16 protein-coding genes are annotated in these 20,956 nt (G+C 67.9%); 5 read left to right on the plus strand and 11 right to left on the minus strand.

The features are described from left to right. Positions 1 to 3: 3 nt before the first annotated feature. Positions 4 to 1,389: a threonine ammonia-lyase IlvA gene (gene ilvA, locus IDF66_RS00630; protein WP_164309299.1), complete on the minus strand. Its 1,386-nt coding sequence runs from the start codon at positions 1,387 to 1,389 to the stop codon at positions 4 to 6. A 260-nt stretch (positions 1,390 to 1,649) separates the two neighbouring features. Between ilvA and IDF66_RS00635 the strand changes: the two genes are divergently transcribed. Then, the gene (locus tag IDF66_RS00635) at positions 1,650 to 2,588 is read left to right on the plus strand and encodes an SMP-30/gluconolactonase/LRE family protein (RefSeq protein ID WP_190265400.1); all 939 of its coding nucleotides are present in this window, start codon (positions 1,650 to 1,652) and stop codon (positions 2,586 to 2,588) included. Positions 2,589 to 2,704: 116 nt separating this feature from the next. Further along, positions 2,705 to 3,676, plus strand: coding sequence for an SMP-30/gluconolactonase/LRE family protein (locus IDF66_RS00640; RefSeq protein WP_190266229.1), 972 nt, complete (start codon positions 2,705 to 2,707; stop codon positions 3,674 to 3,676). A 99-nt stretch (positions 3,677 to 3,775) separates the two neighbouring features. Here IDF66_RS00640 and IDF66_RS00645 read toward each other — a convergent pair whose 3' ends face one another. The 4 genes from IDF66_RS00645 to lspA form a co-directional block, all read right to left on the minus strand. After that, a complete protein-coding gene (locus tag IDF66_RS00645; protein ID WP_190265401.1) occupies positions 3,776 to 4,027 on the minus strand; it encodes a hypothetical protein in 252 nt (83 codons plus the stop codon). A gap of 127 nt (positions 4,028 to 4,154) precedes the next feature. Further along, positions 4,155 to 7,694, minus strand: a complete 3,540-nt coding sequence (dnaE, locus tag IDF66_RS00650) for a DNA polymerase III subunit alpha (RefSeq protein WP_190265402.1) — start codon at positions 7,692 to 7,694, stop codon at positions 4,155 to 4,157. Positions 7,695 to 7,832: 138 nt separating this feature from the next. Next, entirely contained in the window at positions 7,833 to 8,759 is a 927-nt protein-coding gene (locus tag IDF66_RS00655) for an RluA family pseudouridine synthase (RefSeq protein WP_190265403.1), read from the minus strand. Then, on the minus strand, positions 8,752 to 9,405 hold the full coding sequence (gene lspA / locus IDF66_RS00660; RefSeq protein ID WP_190265404.1) for a signal peptidase II: 654 nt from the start codon (positions 9,403 to 9,405) through the stop codon (positions 8,752 to 8,754). Before lspA ends, IDF66_RS00655 begins: the two co-directional genes overlap by 8 nt. On the opposite strand from lspA, the gene IDF66_RS00665 reads away from it, so the two are divergent. Further along, on the plus strand, positions 9,397 to 10,431 hold the full coding sequence (locus tag IDF66_RS00665; protein WP_190265405.1) for a hypothetical protein: 1,035 nt from the start codon (positions 9,397 to 9,399) through the stop codon (positions 10,429 to 10,431). The genes lspA and IDF66_RS00665 overlap by 9 nt on opposite strands. Positions 10,432 to 10,532: 101 nt before the next feature. Here the strand turns inward: IDF66_RS00665 and IDF66_RS00670 are convergent, their stop codons facing one another. Continuing rightward, positions 10,533 to 11,090: a hypothetical protein gene (locus tag IDF66_RS00670; RefSeq protein ID WP_190265406.1), complete on the minus strand. Its 558-nt coding sequence runs from the start codon at positions 11,088 to 11,090 to the stop codon at positions 10,533 to 10,535. A gap of 214 nt (positions 11,091 to 11,304) precedes the next feature. Between IDF66_RS00670 and IDF66_RS00675 the strand changes: the two genes are divergently transcribed. Beyond that, positions 11,305 to 12,237, plus strand: a complete 933-nt coding sequence (locus IDF66_RS00675) for an asparaginase (RefSeq protein ID WP_190265407.1) — start codon at positions 11,305 to 11,307, stop codon at positions 12,235 to 12,237. Positions 12,238 to 12,282: 45 nt separating this feature from the next. Here IDF66_RS00675 and IDF66_RS00680 read toward each other — a convergent pair whose 3' ends face one another. Beyond that, positions 12,283 to 13,728 carry a DNA polymerase IV gene (locus IDF66_RS00680; protein WP_203588960.1) on the minus strand — a complete coding sequence of 482 codons (1,446 nt, stop codon included), beginning with the start codon at positions 13,726 to 13,728 and terminating at the stop codon, positions 12,283 to 12,285. A gap of 101 nt (positions 13,729 to 13,829) precedes the next feature. After that, a complete protein-coding gene (locus IDF66_RS00685) occupies positions 13,830 to 14,276 on the minus strand; it encodes a nitroreductase/quinone reductase family protein (RefSeq protein ID WP_164309292.1) in 447 nt (148 codons plus the stop codon). A gap of 110 nt (positions 14,277 to 14,386) precedes the next feature. On the opposite strand from IDF66_RS00685, the gene IDF66_RS00690 reads away from it, so the two are divergent. After that, positions 14,387 to 15,073, plus strand: a complete 687-nt coding sequence (locus tag IDF66_RS00690) for a TetR/AcrR family transcriptional regulator (protein WP_190265408.1) — start codon at positions 14,387 to 14,389, stop codon at positions 15,071 to 15,073. 201 nt (positions 15,074 to 15,274) lie between these two features. Here IDF66_RS00690 and sigJ read toward each other — a convergent pair whose 3' ends face one another. The 3 genes from sigJ to ileS form a co-directional block, all read right to left on the minus strand. Beyond that, positions 15,275 to 16,177 (minus strand): RNA polymerase sigma factor SigJ, encoded by a 903-nt coding sequence (gene sigJ / locus IDF66_RS00695; protein WP_190265409.1) that lies wholly within the window; start codon positions 16,175 to 16,177, stop codon positions 15,275 to 15,277. Continuing rightward, complete coding sequence (locus IDF66_RS00700) at positions 16,174 to 17,361, minus strand: NAD(P)/FAD-dependent oxidoreductase (RefSeq protein WP_190265410.1); 1,188 nt, start codon at positions 17,359 to 17,361, stop codon at positions 16,174 to 16,176. Before IDF66_RS00700 ends, sigJ begins: the two co-directional genes overlap by 4 nt. 90 nt (positions 17,362 to 17,451) lie before the next feature. Beyond that, positions 17,452 to 20,736, minus strand: coding sequence for an isoleucine--tRNA ligase (gene ileS, locus IDF66_RS00705; RefSeq protein ID WP_190265411.1), 3,285 nt, complete (start codon positions 20,734 to 20,736; stop codon positions 17,452 to 17,454). Between the last annotated feature and the right edge of the window lie 220 nt (positions 20,737 to 20,956).

Genomic DNA, 20,956 nt, shown 5'->3' on the forward strand with positions numbered 1-20,956 from the left:
CGATCAGGTCAGGTAATCGTAGGCCGGGGTACCGGGTTCGAGTCGCTCACAGTGCAGTCGTGAATGCGCCATGCGATCCATCAGACCGACGAGTCCCTCGGGTTCACCGAGCTCCACACCGACCAGCGCGGCCCCGGTCTCGCGGTTGTTCCGCTTGACGTACTCGAACAGCGTGATGTCGTCGTCAGGACCCAGCACGTCGTCGAGGAACCTCCGCAATGCCCCGGGCTCCTGCGGGAAGTCCACCAGGAAGTAGTGCTTGAGTCCCTTGTGGACGAGCGAACGTTCGATGATCTCGCCGTACCGCGAGACGTCGTTGTTGCCGCCGGAGATCAGGCAGACGACGGTGGCGTCGGCCGGCAGGTCCAGCGTGGACAGTCCGGTGACGGCGAGTGCACCGGCCGGCTCGGCGATGATGCCTTCGTTCTGATACAGCGCCAGCATGGTCGAACAGATCGCACCCTCGTCGACGTGCATGATGTGCGCGGAGCCCGGGCGGGGTCGGTACCGAACGCCGTCCTCGAGCACTCCGACCAGGGGTTCCGGCGCAATACCCGGCAGGCTCGGGTGTTCGGTGATGGTTGCGTCGAGATCCGCCATCACCCGGTGGCCGATGCTGCCGATGCGCTTGACCGCCGCGCCGTCGACGAAGGGATCGATGGCGTCGAGAGTGACGGGGCCGCCGGCCGCGAGCGCCGCGGTCAAGGAGACAGCGCCGGTCGGCTCGACTCCGACGATGGCCACGTCGTCGCTGAGCGACCGCAGGTAGGTCGCGATACCGGCGAGGCAGCCACCGCCACCGACGGGCGCGACCACGACGTCGGGCACCTTTCCGAGTTGCTCGACGATCTCATAGGCGATGGTCCCCTGCCCCGCGGCGGTACGCGGGTCATCGAACGCATGAATCCAGGACGCCCCGGTGCGCATGACGTCCGACTGCGCCGCGGCGGCTGCAGCATCGTAGGTCTCGCCGACGGCGATCAGCTCGACGAAGTCTCCACCGTGCCAACGGATTCGGTCGCGCTTCTGCTTCGGAGTGGTGGTCGGCACGTAGATCCGCCCGGGCACCTGCATGGACCGGCACGCGTAGGCGACGCCCTGTGCGTGGTTGCCCGCGCTCGCCGCGACCACACCGCGGGCAAGTTCCTGCTCGGACAGTTGGGCCATGACGTTGTACGCACCGCGAATCTTGTACGAGCGCACCGTCTGCAGGTCCTCACGCTTGAGAAAGACCCGGGCCCCGGCGTCTGCCGAGATCCGCGGCGATTCCTCGAGCGGCGTGCGGGCGACAGCCTCGGCGATCCGTGCGACCGACGCCGTGATGGCGTCCGCGGTCAACGTGGGACCGTGCTGATGAACCGATGCCTCCTGCGTACTCACGCTCTCCATGCTCTCACCCGGCGTCATGGTGGGCGCATCGGGAGGTCCGGCGCAGCCCGATCGTAAATGGTCGACGGGGCCGTGCCGCGGGCATACACTCCACACAGGTCAACGAACCAGTCGTCCCCGAGATCTGTGCGCGTGACCAACCGGCGGACGGCGTCCAACCTCGAGAGGCCGAGATGTTCCGACGCTCCACATCGTTCGACTGCGCTGACGACTCTGCATCGGTGTCGCCCCCGGGATCAAGGCGGCCCGTCCGACGACGATTGATCGCGACATCCTCGGTGATCGCTCTCGCCGCCGGCCTGTTCACCGCGCTGTCGGCGGCCCCGGCCGCGGCGGCACCGGTGTGCGCAGGCGCCGGGCAGGCCCCGCGCCTCGTCGGCTCGGTACCCGGGGCAGCACTCGAGGGACTGACCGTCGATGCCGGCGGGCGGCTGTACACCACCGATCTGATCTCGGGAAGGGTGTTCCGCCTCTCGGCACCGGGCGCGCGGCCGGTCCCGATCGCGCGTGTCCCCGAAAGCGGCGCCGGCGCGCTGGCGTGGGCCCGCGACGGCGCATTGCTCGTCGGCTACGGTGCCGATCCCCGCGTGGTGGTCGGGGACTCGCTCCGGCACGCAGGTATCGCACGGCTGAACGTCGCCAACCTTGCGCTCCGACCGTGGGTACGCGGCTTCTCGGCCGCCAACGGGATGGATACGGCGGCGAGCGGAATCGTCTATGCCACCAATGATTTCGGGAATCTGATCGGACGCGCCTATCCCAACGGCGCAGTGCAGGCCGACTGGGGTTCGCTGCCAAGCGCCAACGGCGCTGTCCTCGGAAAAGGTGACCGGTGGCTGTACGTATCCCGCACCTTCGTGAATCCGGGCGTCAGCCGCATCTCGACGGCCAACCCTCGGGTGGTGCAGAGCCTGCTCGATCTGGGCGGGAACATCACCGCAGGCCCGGATGGGCTGACACTGGATTCCAAGGAGCGGCCGGTGGTTCCGTTCAACGGGTCGGGCCAGATCGTCCGGATCACCTCGCCGGGACGCTACTGCGTACTCGCTTCGGGGATCCCCACTTCGAGTGTGTTGTCGTACGGCCGGGGAGACCGCGGCTTCGCGGCGGGCCATCTCTACCGGGCCGGCTTCGACGGACGGATCTACGAGATCCCGGGTGGGTTCGATCGGGGCGCCACGGCGGCGGTGCCGAGCTGAGCGGGAGTCCACCAACCGGCCATCCACCGGCACCATACGTGGGCGGACGCCCGCGAGATCACTGGAAGGCTGACATGTTCCGACGGAACCGCTGCGATGATGCCGTCAACTCAGGGATGCACCCCGGCGCGAACCCCCGTCGGCGACGTCTGGTCGTCGCGGCGTCGGTGGTGGCACTCTCGGCTGGACTGCTCACCGCGGTGTCCGCGGCTCCTGCCTCGGCCGCGCCGATCTGCGCCGGAGCCGGTCAGGCGCCACGACTGGTCGGAACCGTGCCGGGCGCCGCACTCAAAGGTCTCACCGTCGATGCCGGCGGGCGGCTTTACACAACAGACCTGGTCTCCGGACGGGTGTTTCGTCTCTCCGCCCCCGGCGCACCGGCGGTCCCGATCGCTCATGTCCCCGACGGAGGCGCCGACGCACTGGCCTGGGCACCCGATGGCGCGCTGCTGGTCGGCTATGGATCCGATCCCCGCGTCTTCGTCGGGGACGCACTGCGCCCCGGCGGCATCGCGCGTATGAATGTCGGCAATCTGTCCATCCGCCCGTGGGTACGAGGACTCTCGGCCGCCGACGGCATCGATGTCGGCGCAAACGGAACGGTTTACGCCACCAACGATTTCGGCAATCTCATCGGCCGCGTACACCCTGGCGGCGCCGTGCAGTCGGCCTGGGGAACTGTGCCGAGCGCCAACGGCGCAGTTCTCGGACGCGATGACCATTGGCTGTACGTGTCCCGTACCTGGGTCAATCCGGGCGTCAGCCGCATCTCCACGGCCGACCCGCGGGTGGTGCAGAGCCTGTTGGACCTCGGTGCGAACACGATGGCGGGTCCGGCCGGCCTGACACTTGATTCCCGGGGGCGTCCAGTGGTGGCGTTCGGCGGGGCCGGACAGATCGTCCGGATCACTTCGCCGGGACGGTACTGCGTCCTCGGGTCCGGCATCACATCGTCCATCGTGGTGTCCTACGGCCGCGGGACCCGCGGATTCTCGGTGGGACATCTCTACCGGGCCGGCTTCGATGGCTGCATCTATGAGATACCGGGCGGATTCGATCGGGGTGCGGCTGCGGCCATCCCTGGCTGAGCGGGCTCTCGCCGCGAATCCGGCTTCTGTCGACGGGAATTCAGTCGCTGTCGACGGCTGTGCGGTTGCTGTAGGCGGATCTGTGGTCGCCGTCGGCGCTTAGCGGTGCCGGCGTGATTGCCAGAAACGCTCGGTCCACCACACGGTGATCAGCGCAACTGCCGAAGCCCAGGCGACGGCCTGGACCGAACCGGTGATGGCGAGGGCGAGCACCCCGACGACGACGGCGGCCAGCAGAGCATGCAGCTTGTAGACGGGCCACCTGGTTCCGGCGATCTCCACCGATCGTGCCGATGCCCGCGCGCGGGCGGGACGCACCTCGACCAGCGCGGTGATGTTCGCTGAGGTCATGGTCACTCCTCGGTCAGGCGGCGATGGCAGATGTTCGGTGCCACTGACCCCAGCATAACGCATCGGGAACTAAATTGTTCGGCCAGCCGAAATCTCTGGTTCGGATGTGGGCACTTTCACGTCGCCGTCAGCCCAGACAGCTCGGTCCGAGCAGTGCCTTGAGGTCGCCCATCAGCGCGGAACTCGGGCTGACGCGAAGCGACTCCGTGAGCCGCAGGATCGTCGACCGCTGCTCGCTGACCAGCGTGACGTGCACGTCAGCGGTTCCGGGGTGGCGAGTGAGGACCTGCTTGAGCGCCTGCACCCGGTCCGGTGTACACGTCCGCGCGCTGAGCGTGAGCGAGACCGGTTTCGCCGTTCCCACCACTGCCAGGTCCGGCACCGCGAGATCGTTGGCACTGATCATCGTGCTGTCGTCGCGTTTGTTGACCCGCGCCTTGATGAGCACGATGTTGTCGGCGACGATGTCGAGCCCGTAAACCTGGAACGACCGCGGGAAGAAGTAGACCTCGACACCACCGACCATGTCCTCGAGGGTGACGACCGCGTACGGCTCGCCTTTCTTGTTCACGCGACGGTTGACCGACGAGATGATGCCGCCGATGGTGATCTGCGCACCGTCGCCCACCGTGCCCTCGAGCAGCGCGGTGATCGATGTGTCGGTCTGGGCCGCGATGGCGTGCGCCACCCCGGCCAGCGGGTGATCGGAGACGTAGAGCCCCAGCATCTCCCGTTCCAGCGCCAACTTGTGCTTGGAATCCCACTCCTCGTCGGGCACCTTGACGGCGAAGACCTCGGCCATCGTGTCGTCGGCCCCGCCGGAGTCGCCGAAGAGGTCGAACTGTCCGATCGCCTCGGCCTTCTTGGTGCCGATGACCGATTCCACCGCGTCGCCGTGGACGAGGAACAGACCCTTGCGCGGATGACTCAACGAATCGAACGCACCGGCCTTGATGAGGGACTCCGTCACCTTCTTGTTGCATGCGGTGACGTCGATCTTGCCGAGGTAATCGGAGAAGTTGGTGAACTTCCCCTTGTCCTCACGGGCGGCGAGGATCGCCGAGACCACGCCGGTCCCGACGTTGCGCACCGCCGCGAGACCGAAGCGGATGTCGCCGCCGACGGCCGCGAAGTTGCGTTGCGATTCGTTGACGTCCGGCGGTAGCACCGTGATGCCGAGCTTGCGGCAATCGGACAGGTAGATGGCCGCCTTGTCCTTGTCGTCACCGACGGACGTGAGCAGGCCGGCCATGTACTCGGCCTTGTAGTTGGCCTTCAGATAGGCCGTCCAGAAGGAGACCAGGCCGTAGCCCGCTGCGTGCGACTTGTTGAATGCGTATCCGGCGAACGGGAGGATCGTGTCCCACAGCGCCTTGATCGCCGCCGACGAGAAGCCGTTGGACTTCATGCCCTCCTCGAAGCCCTCGAACTCGGCGGCGAGGACCTCTGCCTTCTTCTTGCCCATCGCGCGACGCAGGATGTCTGCTCGTCCGAGCGAGTATCCGGCGACCTTCTGGGCGATCTGCATGATCTGCTCTTGGTAGACGATCAGGCCGTAGGTGTCGGCGAGGATCTCCTTGAGTGGTTCCTCGAGCTCCGGGTGGATCGGGCGGACCTGCTGCCGCCCGTTCTTACGGTCGGCGTAGTCGTTGTGGGCGTTCATGCCCATCGGGCCGGGTCGGTACAGGGCGAGGACGGCCACGATGTCCTCGAATCCGGTGGGCTGCATGCGCTTGAGGAGCTCACGCATCGCGCCGCCGTCGAGCTGGAACACGCCGAGCGTGTCGCCGCGGGCGAGCAGTTCGTAGGTCTTGGGATCATCGAGCGGTGCCGCGTCCAGATCGAGGTCGATGCCGCGGTTGGTCTTGATGTTCTCGATCGCGTCACCGATGACGGTGAGGTTGCGCAGACCGAGGAAGTCCATCTTCAGCAGGCCGATGGCCTCGCACGACGGATAGTCCCAACCGGTGATGATCGCGCCGTCCTGAGCCCGCTTCCACACCGGGATCGCGTCGGTCAGCGGCTCCGACGACATGATCACCGCGCAGGCGTGCACGCCCGCGTTGCGGATCAGGCCCTCGAGCCCCAGAGCGGTGTCATAGATCCGCTTGACGTCGGGGTCGGTCTCGATCAGCGACCGCACCTCGGACGCCTCGTTGAACCGCTCGTGGTCGGGATCGGTGATACCCGACACCGAGATGTCCTTGGCCATGATCGGCGGCGGCAACGCCTTGGTGATCTTGTCGGCGATGGCGAAGCCGGGCTGACCGAACTGGACGCGGGCCGAGTCCTTGATCGCGGCCTTCGTCTTGATGGTGCCGAAGGTGATGACCTGGGCGACCTTGTCGCTACCCCACCGCTCCGTCGCGTAGCGGACCATGTCGCCGCGACGACGATCGTCGAAGTCGATGTCGATGTCGGGCATGGACACGCGCTCGGGATTCAGGAACCGTTCGAACAGCAGACCGTGCGGGATGGGATCGATGTTGGTGATCCCCAACGCGTAGGCGACCAGCGAGCCCGCCGCCGAGCCGCGGCCCGGTCCGACCCGGATACCGACCTCCTGGGCGTGCCGGATGAGGTCGCCCACCACCAGGAAGTAGGCGGGAAAGCCCATCTCGATGATCACGTCGAGTTCATAATCGGCGCGGCGCGCGTACTCGTCCGGAACAGGTTCCGGGTCGAAGCGACTCTTCAGGCCCTTCGCCACCTCGCGGCGCAGCCAGGTCTGCTGGGTCTCGCCCTCCGGCACCGGGAACACCGGCATCCGGTCGCGATGCCCGAAGACGTCGGCGTAACTCTCCACCTTCTCGGCGATCTCGAGAGTGGTGTCGCAGGCACCAGGAACCTGCGCCTCCCACAACTCACGCATCTCGGCGGCCGACTTCAGGTAGTAGCCGTCGCCGTCGAACCGGAATCGTGTCGGGTCGGACAGCGTCTTGCCGGTCTGGACACAGAGCAGCGCCTCGTGGCTCGTCGACTGGTCGCGGGTGACGTAGTGACAATCGTTGGTGACCACCGGTTTGATCCCCAGCCGGCGACCGATGTCGAGCAGGCCGTCGCGCACGCGCCGCTCGATCTCCAGTCCGTGCTCCATCAACTCCAGGTAGAAGTTGTCCTTGCCGAAGATCTCCTGCCACTTCGCGGCGGCCTCGAGGGCCTCGCGGTCGTGGCCGAGGCGCAACCGGGTCTGCACCTCGCCGGACGGGCAGCCCGTCGTCGCGATGATCCCGTCCGCGTACTCCGCGATCAGCTCGGCATCCATCCGCGACCACTTGCCCAGCTGTCCCTCGATGGAGGCCAACGACGACAGCTTGAAGAGGTTCCGCAGACCGGTCGCGTTGCGGGCCATCATCGTCATGTGGGTGTAGGCGCCACTACCGGAGACGTCGTCGCTCTTCTGGTCGCGGTTGCCCCAGAGGACGCGTTTGGTGTCGAACCGCGACGCGGGCGCGATGTAGGCCTCGATCCCGATGATCGGGGTGATGTCGTGCTTGACCGCGGCGTTGTAGAACTCGCTGGCCCCGAACATGTTCCCGTGGTCGGTCATGCCGATCGCGGGCATCCCGAGGCGTTGGGCCTCGGCGAACAACGGCGACACCTTGGCGGCACCGTCGAGCATCGAATACTCGGTGTGGTTGTGCAGGTGAACGAACGAATCGGCCACGAATCCCTCTCACCTCGACAGCTGTCACGACGACGACCACTTTAGGCGCGGGGTACGACAGTGTTCGCGGGGCGCGCCCGACTGTGACAGATGGGGCGATTGCCTCGGTGTGTCGGTCCGGCGTGTCGGACCGCACCCTCAGGTCTCGCGCAGGATGTCCAGCGCGCGCTGCAGATCGGCCGGATACGGACTGGTGAACTCCACGCGCCGGCCGTCGGCGGGATGTGCGAACGCCAGCGAGCGCGCGTGCAGCCACTGCCGCTGCAGACCGAGCCGCTCGGCCAACACCGGGTCGGCCCCATAGGTCAGGTCGCCGCAGCACGGATGATGCAGCGCCGAGAAATGAACCCGGATCTGGTGCGTCCTACCGGTCTCGAGATGAATGTCCAGCAGCGAGGCGGATGCGTGCATCTCGAGTGTGTCGTAGTGGGTGACGCTCGGTTTGCCGTTGGCGGTCACCGCGAACTTCCAGTCACTGCCGCGATGACGCCCGATCGGTGCGTCGATCGTGCCGGTCGGCGGATCGAGGTGTCCCTGCACGAGCGTGTGATAACCCTTGTCCACGTCGCGTTCCTTGAACGCGCGCTTGAGCAACGAGTACGCCCGTTCGGACACCGCGAGGACCATCACCCCCGACGTCCCGACGTCGAGTCGGGACACGATCCCCTGACGTTCGGACGCCCCTGAGGTCGAGATCCGATAGCCGGCCGCCTCGAGTGCGCCGACCACGGTTGGCCCGCTCCACCCCTGTGACGGGTGTGCGGCCACACCTACGGGCTTGTCGACGACGATGATGTCGGAATCGTGGTAGATGACGTCGAGATCCTCGACGGGTGTTGGTTCGACCCTCAGGGGTCGTGCCGGTTCGGGCAGTGTCACATCGAGCCAGCTACCGGCGGCCAACTTGTGCGACTTGCCGACGGCCACCCCTTCGACGGTGATGTCGCCCGCCTCGGCGAGCGCTGCGGCCACCGTGCGCGACAACCCGAGGATGCGGGCGACCCCGGCGTCGAGCCGCATGCCGTCGACGCCGTCGGGAACCGGCATCGACCTCGATTCACGCATCGGCGTCCTCCGCCGACACCGGCTCACCGTGACCGGCCCGGCGAGCCGCCCAACCGGTCCGCGAACCGTCGTACTCGAAACCCAGCAGCGACAACGCGACGAGCAGGATCGCGCCGCACACCACCGCCGAGTCCGCGACGTTGAAGACCGGCCACCAGCCGACCGACACGAAGTCGACGACGTGTCCGCGCAACGGTCCGGGCGCACGGAAGATGCGATCGGCGAGGTTCCCCATCGCACCGCCGAGCACCAGACCGAGCCCGACGATCCACCAGGCCGACCGCAGGCGGCTGCTGTACCGGATGATCCCCAGCACCACCACCAGCGCCACCACGGTCAGCACCCAGGTGTATCCCGATGCCATCGAGAACGCCGCCCCACTGTTGCGGACCAGGCGCAACGTGATCGCGTCGCCGACGATGTGCACCGGCCGCGCCGGGTCGAGGTGCGCCACGGCCAGCGTCTTCGTCAGCAGGTCGAGGCCGATAACCGCGAGCGCGATGGCGAGCAGCATCCACACCATCGTGGGTCGACGACGACGGGTCACCCCGTCTCCCGGCCGGTCCGACCGGGACCCGGCAGGCGGTGTCCCGTCCGCGCCCTCGGCACCACCGCCGTCCACCGGACCGGGTGTCGCTTGACTCATGACTCCATCATCCACCTCACCATCATCCACGAGGCCTGCAATACGCTGGCTGCCGTGTTCCCCTCGCGCGTCGTCAGATCAGGATCGGGGTGGCAGGTACGGCCACCGAATCGAGGCGCAGGCATCGCCGTCGCGGCGCTGTTGATCGTCGCACTCGCCGGCTGCGGTTCCGGTGATCAGGCAGGTGACACGTCGGCCACCGCGGCGCAGGCGGGCTGTTCCGACGACTCGACGTCGGGCCGGGAGGGCGTCAACCTCCTGCCGATCCCGCCGGCGAAGGTGACTGTGCTCGACGCGGGCGGCGCAGACAGGCGCACCGCCGCAGCAGCACCCGATCGGACCAGTCCGCAGTCGTCGACCATGGTGACCACCTCGTCGGTGCTCTCGCCCGGCGACACCACGACCCAGAGCGTCGAGATGCCGCTGCAGGCACGCTTCCACTGCACCGACTCCACCGACCTCGAGATGACCCTCGGCCACGTGACGTCGCCGGAACCGGTCCTCGCCGACCAGTTGCGGGCGGTCGAGAATTCCCGCGCGGGTCTGGCCATCGGCCCCGGTGGGATGCCGATCTCGTTACGTCTGCTCCCCGCCGAGGACGCGGGTCCCGAGGCACGCAGCGCCGTCGAGCAGTCCTTCGTCCAGGCCCTGCAACTCTCGGTACCCGTCCCCACCGAGCCGATCGGCCCCGGTGCGCGCTGGCAGGTCGAGCGTGTCATCAGCGGGGCCGCGACAGTCACCCAGCACATCGACGCGACCCTGAAGTCGTGGGATGGCAATCGCCTGGTGGTCGCCGTCACCGTCGACGAGACCCCGGTCAACTCGGTGTTCGCGATTCCCGGCAGCGATCAGACCCTGTCCATCGCCCGTTTCTCCAACGGCGGCACCGGACAGGTCACCATCGACCTCACCCGCGGGCTGCCGGTGGCGGGCTCCATCGAACTCTCCGGTGCGCGTGCCCTGGTCGGCAGCGACCCCGCTCGCCCGCTGATACAGCAGACCGGACTGTCGGTCCGCTGGCGCTGACCGCACCCGACACGGCCGTCGGGCCACACAGAAACGGGCCGGTGGCACGAGCTGTTGCTCGTCCCACCGGCCCGTTCAGTTCTGTCGACCCCGGCTGGAGGTCAGTTGGGCGCCTTCGGCGTCGAGGCACCACCGGACGATTTGCACATCGGCGTGGACACGTTGTTCGCGGTGATCAGCGGACAGACCGTGTCACTCGACAACATCCACCGTCCGTCGGTGTAGACGATCCCGGCGTCCAGCTTGGTCGGCGGGTTGTCCGGCAGCTTGACCTGGACCTTCACCGTGGCCTTGTTGGGGCCGGCCGGGATCACCGGCGGGAAGATCTCGTAGGTGACGTCCGGGTTGTCCTGCTTGGCCTTGACCAGCTTGTCGAAGACCGACGGGTCGGCCGACGAACCCTCGACCAGCTCGGTCTTCTCCGAGTTCGGCACGTTCGGGTCCAGCGCCTTGGTGAGCATCGCGTTCAGCGTCGCCACCGACGGCCGCTTGTTCGGGTTGGTCACGTCGTCCGCGCTGCTCCCCCCGGCGTCCGCCGAGCTCGCCGCCGACGACACGGTCGGCACGTCCGGCACGTCGCTGTCGTCGCTGCCACAGGCCGCAACCGATGCGACCGACGCCGCGATCAACGCGGCGGTCACGATCTTCGGAAACTTCACCGATCTCCCTCACTGTCGTTCGTCACGCCCGCAGCGGACTCTCCCCCGCCGCAGGTCCTGGCAGATCCTGGCCGGCTCATCCCCCTCCGAGCCGCCAAAACTCACACCACTATGCCAAATGGACGACGAGGCCCCCAACATCCGAGCGGGGAACCATCGCAGCCGGGTCGCCAACGGTTGACGTGACGCGCGGGTTCCATCGACGCTGAACACCATGGCGAACACCCGCACCGTCCTGATCACCACCGGCGGCACGATCGCGGCGCTGACCACCTCCGACGGCGCGGTTCCGAGCCTGGCGGCGAGCGATCTCCACCCCGGCTCCGGCGACATCACGGCCGTCGATCTGATGTCGGTGGACAGTTCGGCGATGACCGTCTCCGATCAGTTCGCGATCGTCGCGGCGATCGTCGACGCACTGGCCGATCCGGCGGTTGCCGGTGTGGTGGTGACGCACGGCACCGACACGGTCGAGGAGACGTCGTACCTCGCCGACCTCTTCCTCACCGACGACCGGCCCGTGGTGTTCACCGGTGCGCAACGACCCGCGGACGCACCTGCGCCGGACGGTCCGGACAACCTCGCCGCGGCGTTGCGCGCGGTGGCCGATCCGGCGTCGCGTGGCCGTGGGGTCCTGATCGCGATCGGCGGCGAAATCCGTTCGGCACGCGGCATCTTCAAGTCGTCGACGACGGACCTCGCGGCGTTTGACAATGTGCACGACGCCTTGCCGCGACGGCCGATCGGACACTCCGTGCCACTGAGTCGGCACGCCCGCGTGGACGCTTTCACGCTCTATCCCGGCGTGGCGCCGGGCATCATCGCGGCAGCCGTCTCCCAGCAGGCATCGGGCATCGTGCTGTCGGCCACCGGATCGGGCAACACCCACCCCGACATCACCGCCGAGGTGTCTGCCGCGGTCCGCGCGGGCGTTGTCGTGGTGGTGGCCAGCCGGGTCCCCTTCGGGGCCGTCGTACCCGCCTACGGAGGAGGCGGCGGAGCCGTCGACCTCGCACGCGCCGGTGCCATCGTGTCACGCTGGTTGCGTGCTCCTCAGGCGCGGATCGCGCTGCTCGCGCTGATCTCGGCGGGCGCGGATCCGCACGAGATCCACGCCTTCTTCGATGCCGTCGAACCACCGGGATGACGGGAGCGCCCGGGTGGGCGCACCGGCCGACATACCGATCGGCGGTCAGTCGACGTCGTCGCGCGATGCCGACGAGTCCAGGTCGGGCCAGGCGAGGCTGTCGAGCGGATCGGCCCGCCGCACGGCGGGATCGTCGGCCGCAAAGGTCAGGGCACGGCCCGGTCCCGTCGCCCGCGTCTCGAACCGGACGGTCACCACCCCGTGACCGCTCCCCTGGACCCACCCGTGGCCGTGGTCGGGATGTGTCACGTCGGCACCGGTCTCCCAGTTCTCCCGCGCGGCCGGGTCGTCGACGGACGTATCGGGCGGGTCGTCGGCGAATCCGTCGGCGGGGACACGATCGGCGGCGCCGCCCATCGGCCCGGCGGAACCCGCCGCCACGAAGGCGGCCTCGACATCCTCCGATTCGGCCGCCGTCGCGCCGGGCGCACCCCACTCGTCTTCCAGATCTGCGAACAGTGAGAACTGTTGCACCGCAGTGAGTCCCGAGTAACCCACGCCTACCAGCCGGATCGGCCCGATGCTGCGCGGGTCGATGGCGAGTCGCTGGGCGGCCGAGACCAGGACCGACAGTTCCGTGGTGGCGGCCGGCAGCGTCATCGACCTCGTCAGCACCGACATGTCCGACCGCCTGAGCTTCAGCACCACGGTGCGGGCGCCACGCCCGTCCGACATCAGCCTGCGGTGCGCGCCCTCGGCCGCGGCGTCGATGGCCGGCCGCAACTCGTCGAGCTCCACCAGGTCTCGGGGAAAGGTCGACTCGGCGCTGATCTGCTTGGCCGAGGCACGTTCGGCGACCGGGCGGTCGTCGACACCGCGCGCGAGCTTGTGCAGGGCCGGCCCGAGCGTTCCCCCGAGCACCGAGGTGACCTCGATGTCGGACATCGCGGCGAAGTCGCCGATAGTCTCGATGCCGAGTCGTTGCAGCTTGTCGCCCGACACCGGTCCGATCCCCCACAACTTGCGGACCGGGAGCGAATGCAGGAACGCGAGTTCACGACTCGGCGGGATCGCCATCACCCCATCGGGTTTGGCGAGCCCGGAGGCGATCTTGGCGATCTGCTTGCCACTGCCGAGGCCGACCGACGCCGCGATGCCCACGGTGTCGCGGATTCTGCTGCGCAGACGTTCGGCAAACGCCGTGACCTCCTCGACCGAGGCCCCGGCGAGTTCCGCCGGCTCGCCGAACGCCTCGTCGAAGGAGAGCATCTCTATCACCGGGATCGCGTCGCGGACCAGCCCGAAGATGCGCGCGCTCACCACGCGATAGACACCGCCCCGCGGCGGTAGCACTACCGCGCCGGCGCCGATCAGCCGACGGGCCTGATGCATCGGCATCGCCGACCGCGCGCCGTATGCCCTCGCCGCGTAACTGGCACCTGCCACCACGCCACGCCCTCCGGTCCCGCCCACGAGCACCGGACGGCCCTGCAATGTCGGACGCGTCAGCTGTTCCACGGAGGCGAAGAATGCGTCCATGTCCAGATGCATCACCCATCGCGCACTGCGCTCGGGATCGGGGCCCGCGGGCCCGGACGGTGATGAGATGGCGGACGCCACCCCCGCATCGTAGCCAGGACGTCCGCCCGACCTCAGGCCCGGATCTCGAACACCGGAAGGTCGTCGAGGTGGGCCGCCAGCGTGGCGTCGTCCGGCTCGGTCCCCATGCCCTCCGGCAGGAACCGACCGACCTCCCACCCCCACTTGTCGAGGTAGGCACGGATCATCGGCGCGCGCTCGGCGGTGTCGACCTCGACCAGGCGCACCGCGCGGCGACGGCGGCCGCGTCGCAGTTCGGCGGAATCGTTCACCCGCACGTTGCGCACCCACTGGGTCGTTCCGCGCGGTGCGACGAGGTACTCACGCCCGTTGAGCTGCAGCGGGTTCACCGGCACGCTCTGGGGCAGACCACTGACCCGGCCGGTGACGGTGAGGGTCTGGGCTCCCGCGAGGTTCACCCCATGGTCGGCGAGCCAGCGCACGGTGGTGTTGAAGACGTTGTCGAAGCCCTTCGGCTCGCTGTAGTGCGTCGCGGTCATGATCTTCCCTTCGAAGTCGGATTCGAGAGCGCTGCTCTCGAATCTCAGTCTGCACCCCTCCGGCCCGAAAATCAAGAGCAGTGCTCTCACTTTTGTGCGACACTGTCTGCATGAGTGGCGGGACACGCGCGGCCAACCGCGCCGCAATGGAATCGGAGATCCGGCGACTGGGCCGGGCGCATCTGCGCACCCACGGCGCGGCCGGTCTGTCCCTGCGCGCGATCGCCCGCGACATGGGAGTGGTGTCGTCGGCGGTGTACCGCTACGTCCCAAGCCGCGACGACCTCCTCACCCTGCTGCTCGTCGAGGCGTACTCCGATCTCGCGGACACGGTCGATGCAGCCGTCGGCGCCGTCGACGAGACCCGCCCTCAGGATCGCCTGCGCGCCGCGACGCGGGCGTTGCGGCGATGGGCGATCGACGATCCGTCCCGGTGGGCGCTGCTCTACGGCAGCCCCGTCCCCGGGTACACGGCCCCGGCGGAGCAGACCGTCGGGCCGGGGACCCGGGTCGTCGGGACACTCATCGCCGAGGTCGCACGCGCGCACGCGACCCGCGACACGGCTGCGACAGAGTCGGTGCCGTCATCGGTGACGAGCGATTTCGACGCCATCCGAACGGAATTCGACACCGATCTACCCGACGATGCGATGCTCGTGGCGACCACCCTGTGGGCGACGACGATCGGCGCGATCAGCCTGGAGGTCTTCGGCCAGTACGGATCCGACACGTTCACCGACCCGGAAGCCCTCTTCGTCGCGCAGATCGACCGCACACTCGCGCCGATCGGCGGGTGATGCGCCCGATCTGACCGTCAGGAGTCGACGATGGTCGTCAGCACCCGACGGAAGGCCGCATGATCCTCCCGCCCGTACTGCCGCATCGCCGAGATCGCGCCCGCCCGCCTGCCATGGTGTCGTGGACCGCGGCGGCACCGCCGACCGCGTCTCCATGGTCGGCCACATGCTCGCTCGACAACATCGGGAACTGACCGGGAATCACCGCGAGATCCGGCGCGGCTCACCGACACCGAGGAGTTTCTCCGGATTGCGGGTGGCATAGATGTCGGCAACGAGACCGTCCACGACGTCGAGCACGAAAACACCCTGCAGTTCGCCGCCGAAGAAGATCCGCATGCCGGGCAGACTGTTGAAGATCGCCGGTTCCACCCGGAACTCCTCGAGTGTCGGCCCGACGCGCGCGAATCCGGCCAGTAGACGTGCCACCGCGAGGGCGCCACGGATCGGCCTGCGCACCGCGCTCGCCTTGCCGTCGCTGTCCGCGGTGAACACCACGTCCGGCGACATCATCGTCATGAGTGTCTCGATCTCCCCCGACCGGGCGGCAGCCATGAACGCATCGGTGATCTCGGCCGTGCGCACGGCATCGACGGGAACGAAACGCCGTCGTCGGGCCTGCACGTGTGCGCGGGCCCGATGCGCCGACTGTCGGACCGCCGCATCGGATTTGCCGACCATCTCGGCGATCTGGTCGTGGCCGAACCCGAACACCTCCCGCAGCACGAACACGACTCGCTCGTCCGGGCTGAGTGTCTCGAGCACGACGAGCATGGCCGTGGAGATCGATTCCGCGAGGACGACATCCTGGCCCGCGTCGCGTTCGTCGAGCAGGATCGGCTCGGGCAGCCACGGCCCCACGTACTGTTCCCGGCGTCGCGACGATGCCCGCAACGCGTTGAGCGCCTGCCGGGTGACCACCTTCGCGAGATAGGCCTTGGTGTCGTCGACGGTGCCCAGATCGACGTCGGCCCACCGGAGATAGCTCTCCTGAAGCACGTCGTCGGCATCTGTCGCCGACCCCAGGATCTCGTAGGCGACCGTGAACAGCAACGGCCGCAGTTCGGTGAACCTGCGTACGTGCTCGTCGGAATCGTGGGTCACGCCACCGCCTCCGGCTCCCGGCCACCGACCTCACGCGGTCGCCCGAACGACGGGGTGACCCCCGGCCGACGACCTTCCAGGCGCAGACCCCAGATCACGCTGCGGCACACCACCTCCTTGATCGCGGCGCCGACTCGGCCCGAGATCACGGCCCGCGCCGGAGTGTCGTCGCGATGGGTCACCTGGACCACCGCGCCATGCCGCCCGAGCGACGTGCACTGTCCGACGAAAGCCAGTCTGATCGGCGTCGGTTCCGTTCCCGCCAGCCGGGCAAGGACCGTGTCGGCGGCGTGCGGGCCGAGCTGATTCGCCGCCTGACAACTCATCCGGAACGGTGTGCCCGAAGGTGCAACGGCGTCACCGGCTCCCACGATCCGCGGATCGTCGACGCTGCTCAGCGTCTCATCGGTGATGAGCCTGCCGATCGCGTCGGTCGACAGGCCGCTGACCGCGGCCAGATCGGGCACACCGAAACCCGCCGCGACGATCGTCGTCGAACTGGGCTCCACCCTGCGCTGAACCTTCTCCACGATCGTGACGGTATCCGCTCCGACTGCAGTGACGTGGCTGTCCTCGAGGATCTCCACACCGAGCTTCCGCAGGCGCCTGCGGGCAGCGCGCCGGGCGCCGACGCCGAAGGACGGGGCCAGGGTCGCGCCGCAGACCAACCGGACCGCCACCCCGGCGTCGGCGAGCTCGGCGGCCATCTCCATCCCCGTCAGCCCGCCTCCGACCACGGTGACGGGCCGCTTGTCGTCGGTCGTGTCGACCTCGGCCAGGTGGTCCCGCAGACGCTGCGCCGCTTCCCATTCGCCGAGTGCGAACCCGTACTCGGCGAGTCCGTCGATCGCGTCGGCCGCGGTACCCGACGAGCCCACCGCGTAGACGAGATGGTCGTAGTCGAGAGCCGCGCCGGACGCCAGTTCCACCCGCCCGTCCGCGATCCGGGTCGCGGTGTCGACAACAAGCCGCACGCGATCGGAGAGTACGTGCCGGTAGTCCTCTTCGGCGGTGCCCGTCCCGGCGATCCACTGATGCAACCGAATCCGGTGAACGAATCGCGGATGCGCATTGACCACCGTGATCTCCGCAGCGGTTCCCTCCGCGCTCAGCCGGTTGGCGGCCATCGTCCCCGCGTACCCGCCGCCGAGGACGACGATCTGTGGGCGGTGTGTGGTGTTCATGATTGCTCCCTTTCGAAGGTGGACAACCACGGGACACCGGCAACATCCGCCACGTGACGAACAGTGACTCAGATCACATTTGTCGCACCGTCAGCCGGCCGCCTTGGTCACGTCCGCCGTCACACCGTCACCGAGGTCGATGGAACCGGCCTGCTCGCCGTCGGTGCCGACCACATCGAAGGAGACCGCGAGAACCTCGCCCGCGATCAGCTCCGCATGTGTGCCTGCCCAGTCCAGGCGCTGTGCCGGCACGACGAGGCGGACCGTGATGCGATCGGAAACGTCCAAGCCCAGGGTGCGTCGCGCATCCTGCAGTTCACGGATGCGGTCCTTCGCCCAGCCCTCGGCTTCGAGTTCCGGCGTGACAGTCGTGTCCAGCACCACCAGCCCCCGCCCGCCGGGCATCTCCGCGGTCGAATCGGGTTCGACCGCGACCAGCCGGCGCGTGTACTCACCGTCGTGCAACTCGATCCCGTCGGCGACCACCACCTCGGAGCCGTCCGCGCCGGTCCGGACCGCCCAGTCCCCGGCCTTGACCGCCTTGATCGCGCGCTGGACGTCCTTGCCCAGGCGCGGTCCGGCGGCTCGGGCGTTGACCGCGATCTCGTACCGGCCATAGGCGTCCGCATCGGTGGCGAGATTCACCGACTTCACGTTCATCTCATCGGCGATCAGGCCCGTGAAGGGCGCCAGCTGCTCGGCGGTCGGCGACGCGACGGTCAGCCCCGGCAGTGGCAGGCGGACACGGAGCTTGTTCGCCTTGCGCACGCTCGACGCCACCGAACAGACCTCTTGTACCTCGTCCATCGCCGCGACGAGTTCCGGATCCGACGGCAGGTCATCGGCCGACGGCCAGTCCGTCAGATGCACCGAACGACCGCCGGTCAGACCGCGCCAGATCGCCTCGGTCGCCAGCGGCAGCAGAGGTGCGGCGAGTCGGCTCGCCACCTCCAGCACCGTGTACAGCGTGTCGAACGCGTCGGGATCCTCGTCCTGCCCGCCCCAGAACCGCGCACGTGAGCGACGCACGTACCAATTCGTCAGTGACTCGACGAAATCCCGGAACGCATCACACGCTCCCGACACGTCGTAGGTGTCGAGCGCGTCGGTCATGGTGTCCCGGGTGACCGCGAGCTTGGCCAGGATGTAGCGGTCGAGCACATTCGTGGAGTCGGTGCGCCACGCGGCCGGTCGTTCCGCGTAGAGCTGCAGGAAGCTGTAGGCGTTCCACAGCGGCAACAGCGCTTGGCGCACTCCCTCCCGGATGCCACGCTCGGTGACGACCAGATTGCCGCCGCGCAGGATCGGGCTGGCCATCAGGAACCAGCGCATCGCGTCGGATCCGTCGCGGTCGAAGACCTCGTTGACGTCCGGGTAGTTGCGCTTGGACTTGGACATCTTCTGCCCGTCATCGCCGAGCACGATGCCGTGTGCGGCGACGGACTTGAATGCCGGCCGATCGAACAGAGCGGTCGCCAGCACGTGCAGGTTGTAGAACCAACCGCGGGTCTGCCCGTTGTACTCGACGATGAAGTCGCCCGGATTGTGCGGCAACACACCCTGATCCGGATCTCCGTCGAACCACTCGGAGTTCTCGAACGGGTAGTGCACCTGGGCGAAGGGCATCGAGCCGGACTCGAACCAGCAGTCGAAAACCTCCGGGACGCGACGCATCGTCGAGCGCCCGGACGGATCATCGGGATTCGGCCGGGTCAGCTCATCGATGTAGGGACGATGGAGATTGTCGGGCCGTACACCGAAATCGCGCTCGAGCTCGTCGAGCGAGCCGTAGACGTCGATCCGGGGATGATCCGGATCGTCGGAGATCCACACCGGGATCGGCGCACCCCAGAAGCGATTGCGGCTGATGTTCCAGTCGCGCGCACCCTCGAGCCACTTGCCGAACTGACCGTCGCGGATGTGCTCCGGCGCCCAGGTGATCTGCTTGTTCAACTCGAGCATCCGATCCTTGATCGGGGTGACCGCGACGAACCACGACGGAACCGCCATGTAGATCAACGGCTTTCCCGACCGCCACGAGTGCGGGTACGAGTGCTCGATGGTGTCGTGACGCAGGATCTTGCCGACGGACTTCAGGTCCTTGATGATCACCGGGTTGGCGTCGAACACCATCAGACCCTCGTACGGCGGCACCATGGCGGTGAACCGGCCGCCCGGATCCAGCGGCTGCACGACCTCGATGTCGTTCGCCGTGGCGAGATCCATGTCCTCCTCACCGAACGCAGGCGCGAGATGCACTACGCCCGTGCCGCTCTCGGTGGTGACGTAATCGCCGAGCAGCACCCGATGGGCGTTCGGATGGCCGACGAAGAAATCGAACGGCGGCGTGTACGACAGCCCGGCCAGCTCGGCACCGCCATAACTGGCCACCACCTCGGGCTCGGAGATCTCCTTGGCGTAGCTGCCCAACAGCGCCTTCGCCAGCAGATACTCCTGGCCGTCGGCGGCCCTCACGTGCACGTACTCGACGTCGGGGTTGACCGCGATGGCCAGGTTCGACGGCAACGTCCATGGTGTGGTGGTCCAGATCAGCGCGTTCACACCGTCGAGCGCGGCGAGCGGACCGTCGGGGACCACCAATGGCATCCGCACGGTGACGGCGGGGTCCTGACGCATGCGGTACGCGTCGTCGAGCTTGGATTCCTGGTTGCTCAGCGGCGTCTGCTCGTACCAGCTGTACGGCAGCACTCGGTAACCCTGGTAGACCAGCCCTTTGTCGTAGAGCCGCTTGAACGCCCACATCACCGACTCCATGAAGTCGAGATCCAGCGTCTTGTAGTCGTTGTCGAAGTCGACCCAGCGGGCTTGACGGGTCACGTAATCGCGCCACTCACCGGTGTAGCGCAGCACGGAGTCGCGACAATAGTCGTTGAACTTCTCCATGCCCATCGTCTCGATCTCCGACTTGTCGGTGATCCCGAGCTGACGTTCGGCCTCGAGTTCGGCGGGCAGACCGTGCGTGTCCCACCCGAAGCGTCGCTCGACCCTCTTGCCCCTCATGGTCTGGTACCGCGGTACCAGATCCTTCACGTACCCGGTGAGCAGGTGCCCGTAGTGCGGGAGCCCGTTGGCGAACGGCGGCCCGTCGTAGAAGACGAACTCCTCGGCGTCGGCACGGTTGGCGATCGACGCCGCAAACGTCTGGTCGGCCTCCCAATAGGCGAGAACGCGCTCCTCCACATCGGGGAAGGAGGGCGCAGAACGGCCGGCGTCGGATATCGTCGACCCGCTCGCTGCGCTCCCGGCGTCGGGTGCGATCGTCATGTCGGCGACCGGATAGACACGCGCTCCGGCGGGCCGGTCGGACTGTGGTGCGGGGTCGGTCGGGTCGCTGCTGTGAACCGTATCGGTCATCGGGCGGTCTCCTCGTGCCTGGCATGCGTATGACTGCTCTTGGCACGGGGACGCATATCAGGTCGTCGACGACCACCCGATCCGCGCGGTACCACCCCGCTTGCGCCACCGCTCGTGATCCGAGCCGGTTGGGCGCCTCTCTCCGGCGCGCGGTCATACCGCGCGCCCACGGCTGTGTCGGGCCGATCCCGCCCGGGTCTACTGGAGGCGCCGTGAGACG

Origin of the sequence: Gordonia hankookensis (assembly GCF_014673215.1) — a bacterium.
Taxonomy (GTDB): domain Bacteria; phylum Actinomycetota; class Actinomycetes; order Mycobacteriales; family Mycobacteriaceae; genus Gordonia; species Gordonia hankookensis.

What these genes read in the sequence shown, in the direction of transcription:
- IDF66_RS00675 (WP_190265407.1), top strand. Translation starts at nt 11,305, where the DNA reads ATGGCGAACACCCGCACCGTCCTGATCACCACCGGCGGCACGATCGCG.
- IDF66_RS00645 (WP_190265401.1), bottom strand. Translation starts at nt 4,027, where the DNA reads ATGACCTCAGCGAACATCACCGCGCTGGTCGAGGTGCGTCCCGCCCGC.
- IDF66_RS00700 (WP_190265410.1), bottom strand. Translation starts at nt 17,361, where the DNA reads ATGAACACCACACACCGCCCACAGATCGTCGTCCTCGGCGGCGGGTAC.
- IDF66_RS00640 (WP_190266229.1), top strand. Translation starts at nt 2,705, where the DNA reads ATGCACCCCGGCGCGAACCCCCGTCGGCGACGTCTGGTCGTCGCGGCG.
- lspA (WP_190265404.1), bottom strand. Translation starts at nt 9,405, where the DNA reads ATGAGTCAAGCGACACCCGGTCCGGTGGACGGCGGTGGTGCCGAGGGC.
- IDF66_RS00690 (WP_190265408.1), top strand. Translation starts at nt 14,387, where the DNA reads ATGAGTGGCGGGACACGCGCGGCCAACCGCGCCGCAATGGAATCGGAG.
- IDF66_RS00685 (WP_164309292.1), bottom strand. Translation starts at nt 14,276, where the DNA reads ATGACCGCGACGCACTACAGCGAGCCGAAGGGCTTCGACAACGTCTTC.
- ileS (WP_190265411.1), bottom strand. Translation starts at nt 20,736, where the DNA reads ATGACCGATACGGTTCACAGCAGCGACCCGACCGACCCCGCACCACAG.
- ilvA (WP_164309299.1), bottom strand. Translation starts at nt 1,389, where the DNA reads ATGGAGAGCGTGAGTACGCAGGAGGCATCGGTTCATCAGCACGGTCCC.
- IDF66_RS00680 (WP_203588960.1), bottom strand. Translation starts at nt 13,728, where the DNA reads ATGCATCTGGACATGGACGCATTCTTCGCCTCCGTGGAACAGCTGACG.
- IDF66_RS00655 (WP_190265403.1), bottom strand. Translation starts at nt 8,759, where the DNA reads ATGCGTGAATCGAGGTCGATGCCGGTTCCCGACGGCGTCGACGGCATG.